At 72.5% G+C, this 7101-nt stretch carries 8 protein-coding genes; 4 read left to right on the top strand and 4 right to left on the bottom strand.

The features are described 5' to 3' along the window. Nucleotides 1-124: 124 nt before the first annotated feature. The 4 genes from secD to ACZ5C2_RS11365 are packed head-to-tail and all read right to left on the bottom strand — an operon-like array spanning nucleotide 125 to nucleotide 4575. Complete coding sequence (gene secD / locus ACZ5C2_RS11380) at nucleotides 125-2449, bottom strand: protein translocase subunit SecD (RefSeq protein WP_468789073.1); 2325 nt, start codon at nucleotides 2447-2449, stop codon at nucleotides 125-127. A 43-nt stretch (nucleotides 2450-2492) separates the two neighbouring features. After that, nucleotides 2493-2915 (bottom strand): hypothetical protein, encoded by a 423-nt coding sequence (locus ACZ5C2_RS11375; protein ID WP_468789071.1) that lies wholly within the window; start codon nucleotides 2913-2915, stop codon nucleotides 2493-2495. Then, entirely contained in the window at nucleotides 2912-3598 is a 687-nt protein-coding gene (locus ACZ5C2_RS11370; RefSeq protein ID WP_468789069.1) for a response regulator, read from the bottom strand. The genes ACZ5C2_RS11375 and ACZ5C2_RS11370 overlap by 4 nt, the downstream gene beginning before the upstream one ends. Beyond that, nucleotides 3595-4575 (bottom strand): HAMP domain-containing sensor histidine kinase, encoded by a 981-nt coding sequence (locus ACZ5C2_RS11365; protein WP_468789146.1) that lies wholly within the window; start codon nucleotides 4573-4575, stop codon nucleotides 3595-3597. The genes ACZ5C2_RS11370 and ACZ5C2_RS11365 overlap by 4 nt, the downstream gene beginning before the upstream one ends. A 280-nt stretch (nucleotides 4576-4855) precedes the next feature. Here ACZ5C2_RS11365 and ACZ5C2_RS11360 point away from each other — a divergent pair, with 280 nt between their 5' ends. From ACZ5C2_RS11360 to ACZ5C2_RS11345, 4 genes are all read left to right on the top strand, one after another. Continuing rightward, nucleotides 4856-5182: a TraR/DksA family transcriptional regulator gene (locus ACZ5C2_RS11360; RefSeq protein ID WP_468789067.1), complete on the top strand. Its 327-nt coding sequence runs from the start codon at nucleotides 4856-4858 to the stop codon at nucleotides 5180-5182. 49 nt (nucleotides 5183-5231) lie between these two features. Then, nucleotides 5232-5597 (top strand): TraR/DksA family transcriptional regulator, encoded by a 366-nt coding sequence (locus tag ACZ5C2_RS11355; protein WP_468789065.1) that lies wholly within the window; start codon nucleotides 5232-5234, stop codon nucleotides 5595-5597. Then, nucleotides 5594-6397 (top strand): rod shape-determining protein, encoded by an 804-nt coding sequence (locus tag ACZ5C2_RS11350; RefSeq protein ID WP_468789063.1) that lies wholly within the window; start codon nucleotides 5594-5596, stop codon nucleotides 6395-6397. Before ACZ5C2_RS11355 ends, ACZ5C2_RS11350 begins: the two co-directional genes overlap by 4 nt. Nucleotides 6398-6476: 79 nt before the next feature. Next, nucleotides 6477-7100, top strand: coding sequence for an Rv1733c family protein (locus tag ACZ5C2_RS11345; protein ID WP_468789061.1), 624 nt, complete (start codon nucleotides 6477-6479; stop codon nucleotides 7098-7100). Nucleotide 7101: the final 1 nt, after the last annotated feature.

Below are 7101 nucleotides of genomic sequence, written 5' to 3'. Positions count from 1 at the left end.
CCGCACCCACCACAAATTCCCGCGCCATCCGTCCTGCCCGCTCTACCACGCACCCCCCCCCCCCCCCCCCCCCCCCCCCCCCCCCCCCCCCCCCCCCCCCCCCCCCCCCCCCCCGCTTCGGTCGTCACTCCCCGGTATGCGTGGCCCTGGCCCGGCCCGCCTCCTTCCCGGCGCCGGACTTCGCCCGGCCGGAAGCGCCACGGCCACGACCGCGGCCCCGCTTCCGGCCGCCCCTGCCGTCACCGGCGAGCGTGTCGAACTCGATGGCGAGCGGCGAGGCGGTCAGCACCGACGAGTACGTGCCCACGAGCATGCCGATCAGCAGGGCGAGCGCGAAGTCGGTGAGCGAGTCTCCGCCGAGCAGCACCAGCGCGGCCAGGATGAAGATCACACCGATACCGGTGTTGACGGTCCGGGGCACCGTCTGCAGGATCGCCAGATTGGTGACGTCGGCCAACGGCGCCTTGCTGTCCTTGCGCCACAGCTCGCGGATCCGGTCGAAGACCACCACGGAGTCGTTCACCGAGTAACCGATCACGGTGAGCAGCGCGGCCAGGAACACCCCGTCGATCGGCTTGCCCAGCCAGGCGAAGATGCCGACGAGGATCACCACGTCGTGCGCCACGGCGGCCACCGCCCCCGCACCGAAGATCCAGCGGAACCGGAAGGCCAGGTACAGCAGCTGGGCGCCGAGTGCCAGACCGAGCGCGATCAGCGCGTTGCGCCGCAGCTCGTCGCCGAGGCTCGGGCCGATCAGCTCGTCGCGGACCTTCTCCGCCCCGCCGCCGACCTCACCGATGGCGTCGGCGACCTTGACCGCCTCCGCGTTGGTCAGCTCCTCGGTGCGCACCGTCAGCTTGTTGTCCCCGGACGACTGCACGACCGCCTGCGGGAATCCGGCGTCGGCCACGGCCTCCCGGGCCCGTTCCGGGTCGACGGCCGTGCTGGTCGAGTACTCGATCAGCCGGCCGCCGGTGAACTCCACACCGAAGTTCAGCCCGCGCACCACGATGCCCGCGCCGGCGACGGCCAGCACGACGGCGGACACCGCCAGCCAGCGGCGCGGACGCCGCATCAGCTGCGGGTTACGGCGGGTGAGGTAGGTACGGACCCGGCCGATGGAGGCCAGACCGGTGAACGCCGGCCGGCGGTGCACCCAGGGGCGGGCCACGGCGAACTCGGCCAGCACCCGGGTGATCACCAGGGCGCTGATCATGGAGGCGAGGACACCGATGCCCAGCGTGACACCGAAGCCCTTCACCGGACCGGAGGCGAGCAGGAACAGCAGCGCCGCCGCGATCAGCGTGGTGATGTTGGAGTCCGCGATGGCGCTGAACGCGCCCTTGAAACCGGCGGTCAGGGCCGAGCGGCTGCTCGGCCGGTTGCGCTTGCCGTACTCCTCCCGGGCCCGTTCGAAGACCAGCACATTGGCGTCCACCGCCATACCGATGGCCAGCACGAAACCGGCCAGACCGGGCAGGGTCAGCGTCGCGCCGAGGCCCGCCAGAGCGGCGTAGGAGATCAGGCCGTAGCAGAGCAGGGCCAGCGTGGCCAGGACACCCATCAGCCGGTAGACGACGATGATGAAGAGCGCGGTCAGGGCCGTGCCGACGACGGCCGCCCAGGCGCTCGCCTCGATGGCCTCGGCACCCAGCGTCGGGCCGACGGTCCGCTGTTCGACCGTCTCGACCGGCACCGGCAGGGCGCCGCCCTTGACCAGCAGGGCCAGTTCCTTGGCCTCGTCGCTGGTGAAGGAACCGGTGATCTGGGTCGATCCGCCGGTGATGCCGACGTCGCAGGAGACGGACGGGTCGACCTGGGGCGAAGAGATGATCTTGTCGTCCAGGACGATCGCGACCCGGCGCTGCGGGTCACCCGCCGGGTGGCAGGCGGCCTCACCGGTGAGCCGGGCCCAGCCCTTGTCGTCCTTGAAGTCCACGGTGACGTGCCAGCCCGCGCCGGTCTGCTGGTCGAACTGGGCCTTGGCATCCTCCACGTCCTGGCCGCTGAGAGCCGCGGGACCCAGCCGCAGCCGCTCGCCGGACTCGTCGGACAGTACCTCCTCGCCCTTCTCCTTCGGTTTGTCCGCCGCGGTGGCGGTGCCGAGTACCGGGTGGACGGAGAGCTGCGCGGTACGGCCCAGGACGTCGGCGGCCTGCCGCGGGTCCTGCAGACCCGGCAGCTCCACGATGATCCGGTTCTCACCGGAGCGGACGATGCTCGGTTCGGCCACCCCGAGCGCGTCGACACGGCCGCGCAGCACCTCCAGGGTGCGCTCGGTGGCCTCCCCGTCGGCCTTCACGGTCTCGGAGTCACGGGTCTCCAGCACGATCTGGGTGCCGCCCCGCAGATCCAGACCCAGACGGACCGGAACGGTGACGGCGATGAACACGGATGCGGCGATCACGATGAGCGCGAACAACGCCCTGAAGCGGGCGGGACGTTTCACAGATGCCTCCAGCAGGCACGCAAAAAGTGAGGAAGAGGGAATCTCAGATGCTGGAGGCCGCGGGCGGCGCCCGCCCCAGGTCCGACGGCACGTGCGCGGCGGCGGGCGGCGCATGCCCGGCCGCCGGCGCGGGCCGCGCCGGTCGGGGTGGCATCAGCGGTGTGTGCGCCGCGGTGAAGAGCAGATGCCCGGTGGACACCGTCCGCTCACCGGCGTACCGCTCCAGCCGGGTGAGCAGCGAGCGGACACCGACGTAGGCGTCGTCACTGTACGGACGGGTGTCGGCGGAGTGCGACGAGGGAGCGGGGGGCGCCGGGGGGAAGGACGCGGGGGACCCGGCGCGGGGAACGAACTCGGCACCGCCGGTGACCCCCAGGGCCAGCAGCACGGCCGCGAACGCGGCGAAGGCCGCCGCGGCCGCACGGAGCGGAAGGCGGGGGAAGGAGCCCCGCGGGTCGGCGGTCAAGGCTCGACGAGCCCGGCGCGAATGGCGTAACGGGTCAGTTCGAGGCGGTCCCGCAGCCCCAGCTTGTGCAGCAGGTTCTCGCGGTGCCGCTGCACCGTTTTGACGCTGATGAACAGCAGCTCGGCGATCTCCTTCGACGAGTGGCCCTCGGCGACGAGCTTCAGCACCTCCTCCTCACGGGGAGTCAGCAACTGCTCGGGCGCCTCCTCCCCGTGCCGTACCCGGTCGAGGTAGTTGCGGATCAGCGCGGTCACCGCGCCCGGGTACAGGAACGGCTCGTCCCGCATCGCGGCTCGGCAGGCGGCGACCAGATCGCGGTCGGCGACGGACTTCAGCACATAACCGCCGGCGCCCGCCTTCAGCGCCTGGAACAGGTACTGCTCGTTGTCGTGCATCGTCAGCATCAGGATACGCAGACCCGGCTTCAGCGCGGTCAGCTCGCGCGCGGCCTGCAGACCGGTCAGCCGCGGCATGGCGATGTCCAGGACCGCCAGGTCCACATCGTGGGTACGGGCCATGGCGATCGCCTCCGCACCGTCACCGGCCTCGGCCACCACCTCCAGATCCGGCTCCCGGTCGAGGATGAGCCGGACGCCGCGCCGCACCAGCGCGTGGTCGTCGGCGAGCAGAATCCGGATCGGCGGCTGCGTCTGGTGGCCGGCGGGAGTTTCCTGTGGGGTCATGACTGCTTCCTGACGGCGGGCACGGTGAGCCGGACACGTGTCCCGATTCCTGTCGCGGGGATCGCGGAGGTCTCGTCCGGGCTCGTGATGTCCAGCATGGCCCCGATCAGCAGCGCCCGTTCCCGCATCCCACGAAGACCGGCGCCCTCCCGCGCCGCACCGATACCGCGTCCGTCGTCGCTCACCTCGAGAATGACGCGTCCGTCCGCACCGCGCAGGCTCACCTCCACGCTCCGCGCCTCGGCATGCCGGGCGGCGTTGGTCAGACTTTCCTGCGCCACACGGTAGATCACCAGCTCCGTCTCGTGGTCGAGCGCGGGCAGATCGGAGTCGAAGCGGCGCCGCACGCGCAGCCCGGTGTGCGTGGCGAACTCGGTGGCCAGTGAGGTCACCGCACTGACCAGGCCGAGATCGTCCAGTACGCCCGGACGCAGTCGGCGCACCAGCCGGCGGACCTCGTCGAGGCTCCCCCGGGTGATCTCCTGCGCCTGCTGGAGCTCACCACGCAGCGGCTCGGACGCCTCGTCCGAGGCCCGCTTCAGGGCCAGCAGCACGGCGGTCATGCTCTGGCCGACCTCGTCGTGCAACTCCTGGGCGATACGGCGACGCTCGCCCTCCTGGGCCAGAATGGCGCGGGCACTGCTCGCGACGCGTTCCCCCTCGAGCCGCTCCAGCATCGCGTTGAACGCGCTGACCAGCTCGGCCACCTCGCCGCCGCCACCGCTCACGGGCAGCCGCTGACCGGGACGCAGCAGGTCGACGGTGGTCATCAGCCGGGTCACCCGGTCGAGCGGGGCCAGCCCGATGCGCAGCAGGGCGGCGTTGGCGACGAGCATGACGCCGAGCCCGCCCACCAGGATCACCGCCTCGGTCAGCAGCACCGGAACGGACACGGTCACCGGGGCCCACAGCAGCAGTGCGGTGGCACCGCCCAGCACCACCGCGTTGAGCCCGAAGATCCGCCAGTACAGGGACACGGAGGTCACGCCTTCCTCTTTCTCGTCTGCCTCTACTGTCGGTCACCGCGCCGTCTTCCGCGGCGGCGGCCCCCTTGTCCCGGCTGACAGCGGCCAGCGTGCACGGCACCGGCTGCCCGGGTCGATGGGGCCCGCGCCCCATTTCCGGCGGCCCGCCCGACCCATGCCGCACGGGGTGGGTCCTCGAACCCGTCACAGATGGGTACCGCGCCCAATGGGCCCCAGACCGGAAACGGGCGATGGTGAGGACATCACCCGTACGTCTTGAGGAGGCCCCTCCGTGTCGCTCGACCTGCCCCGCACCGAACCGCGTACCGTCCACCCGGCCGCGGACGAGGTCCGTCAGCGGCTGGAACACGCCCGAACAACCCGGCTCGCACAGCTCAAGGCCCTCGACGAAACCGGGCAGAACCCCGGTGACCACCTGATGTCCAACCAGAAGGACGCCATCAAGCGCGTCCTCACGGAGATCGACGAGGCATTCGCCCGCGTCGAGGAAGGCACCTACGGCACCTGCCTGGGCTGCTCGAAGTCGGTCCCGCCGGAGCGGCTGGAGATTCTCCCGCACACCCGCTACTGCGTCGCCTGCCAGAGCCGCGCCGCCTGACCCCCTCGAGACCCGTCCTTCTCGCCCGCTCTGCCCAAGGGGTGCAGTGGTGACCCACCAGACCATCGACGAGCCGGACACGGTCCTCACCCCCGAGGACCTCGCCGCGCTGCGCGAAAGCCTGCACGAGCAGCGACTGTTCCGGCAGGAGCAGCTGGGGCAGTTCGCCTCGGCGAACCGCGCCGACGACCGCCGGCGGCGGGCGGACGCCGCCCAGATCGAGGTCGGCGTCAAACTCGCCGCCTCCGCGCGCATGGTGCTCGCCGATGTCGAGGCGGCGCTCGCCCGGATGGACTCCGGGGACTACGGCACCTGTCATCTGTGCCGCCGCCCGGTCGAACGCCACCGCCTGCTGATCGTCCCCCAGGCCCGCTACTGCGGGCGCTGCCAGCAGGTGAGGGAGGCCGGCCGGTGACCGCGATCCGGCACCCCCGGCCGAAACCCGTACGTCACCGGCACTGGCCGCTGTGCCGGCGCTGCTCAGGTATCGCTCTCGACCTGGGCAGCGCCCGCACCCGCGCGTGGATCGCGGGGCGGGGCATGGTCCTGGACGTCCCCACCGTGACCTTCCCGGGCACCGGTGCCGTCCACCCCATCCAGCGCGGCACCATCGTGGACACCGCCGGCACGGCCCGGATGCTGGACCGGCTGCTCGGGCACCGGATGCCCAGGATCGGCCGACCGCTGGTCGTCGTCACGGCACCCGTCCTGGACGGGCTCGCCTTCCGGACCGCGGCCCGCACGGCCGTGGAGATTCTCCGTCCGCGCGCCGTACTGACCGTGCCGGGCGCACGGGCGGTGGCGCTGGCCGCCGGAGCCGATCACATCCGGCCTCTGCTGATCGTGGACATCGGCGCCCACCTCACCGAGGTGGTGCTGCTCGCGGACGGCACGGTGACCGACGCCCGGCGTACCGCGCTGGGCACCGGCGACCTGCGCGACGGCACGGCACCCGAGCTCGTCACCGAGGCGGTGACCGGGATGGTGACGGCGATGCTGCGGCAGGACCGTACCTCGCTCACCCGCACCGCCCTGCGCCGGGGCGTCCTGCTGGCCGGCGGCGGCGCGCTGCGCCCCGACATCACCCGCGACCTGCCCGACAGCCTCGGCTGCGCGGTCCAGCCGGTGCCGTCCCCGCACACCGCCGCCGTGCGGGGCGCCGCCGGGCTGCTTGCCTCGGCGCACCACCACCCCTCTGTCGGCGGAACCCTCTGACCGGTCCCGGCTGCCGACGGCTCCGCACGAGCCGACGGCTTCGCACGAGCGGACGGCTCCACACGAGAGGAGAGACGACGTGGCGGGCGAAATACCTCCGGCACAGCCGCCCCCCGGCCCACCCCGGCGCCCCCTGCTGTGGCGGTGGCGGCGCAACCCCCTGCGCCGCCGATCCGACCGGTTCCACGCCTGGACCGGCCTCGGCGTGCTGATCGCCGTACTGGCCGTGGCACCGGTGGCCGCGGTCCTCGTCGGCGACGCCGCCCGCGGCCACTACGAGGACATCGCACGCCACCAGACGCAGACCCGGTACGAGACGAACGCGACGCTCACCCGGGACGCCCCCCGTCACCCGGAGCCGGGCTCGGACGAGGAGAAGCAGACCCGCTACCCGGTCGAGGTCCGCGTCGTCACCCGCGAGGGCCGGATCCGCACCACCCGCGCGGAGGTCGAGCCGGGGCTGACCGCCGACAACAGTGTCCGCATCTGGATCACCGCCGACGGCGAGGCGACGGACCCGCCGCTCACCTCCAAGGAGATCCGCAGCCGCACCATGGGCTGGACCCTCGTCGCCGCCATGGGCGTCGCCCTCACCGGCGCCGCCGCCCACGCCCTGACCGGCCTCGTGCTGCGCCGCCGCAACCTGACCCGCTGGGACACGGCCTGGGCGGAGACGGCCCCCCGCTGGACGACACCCACGTGAG

This window comes from Streptomyces sp. NPDC031365 (genome assembly GCF_055569765.1).
This window is presented reverse-complemented; position numbering and strand designations above follow the sequence as displayed.

Excerpts from the sequence above, each read along its gene's own strand:
- ACZ5C2_RS11370 (WP_468789069.1), bottom strand. The coding sequence starts at position 3,598 with ATGACCCCACAGGAAACTCCCGCCGGCCACCAGACGCAGCCGCCGATC.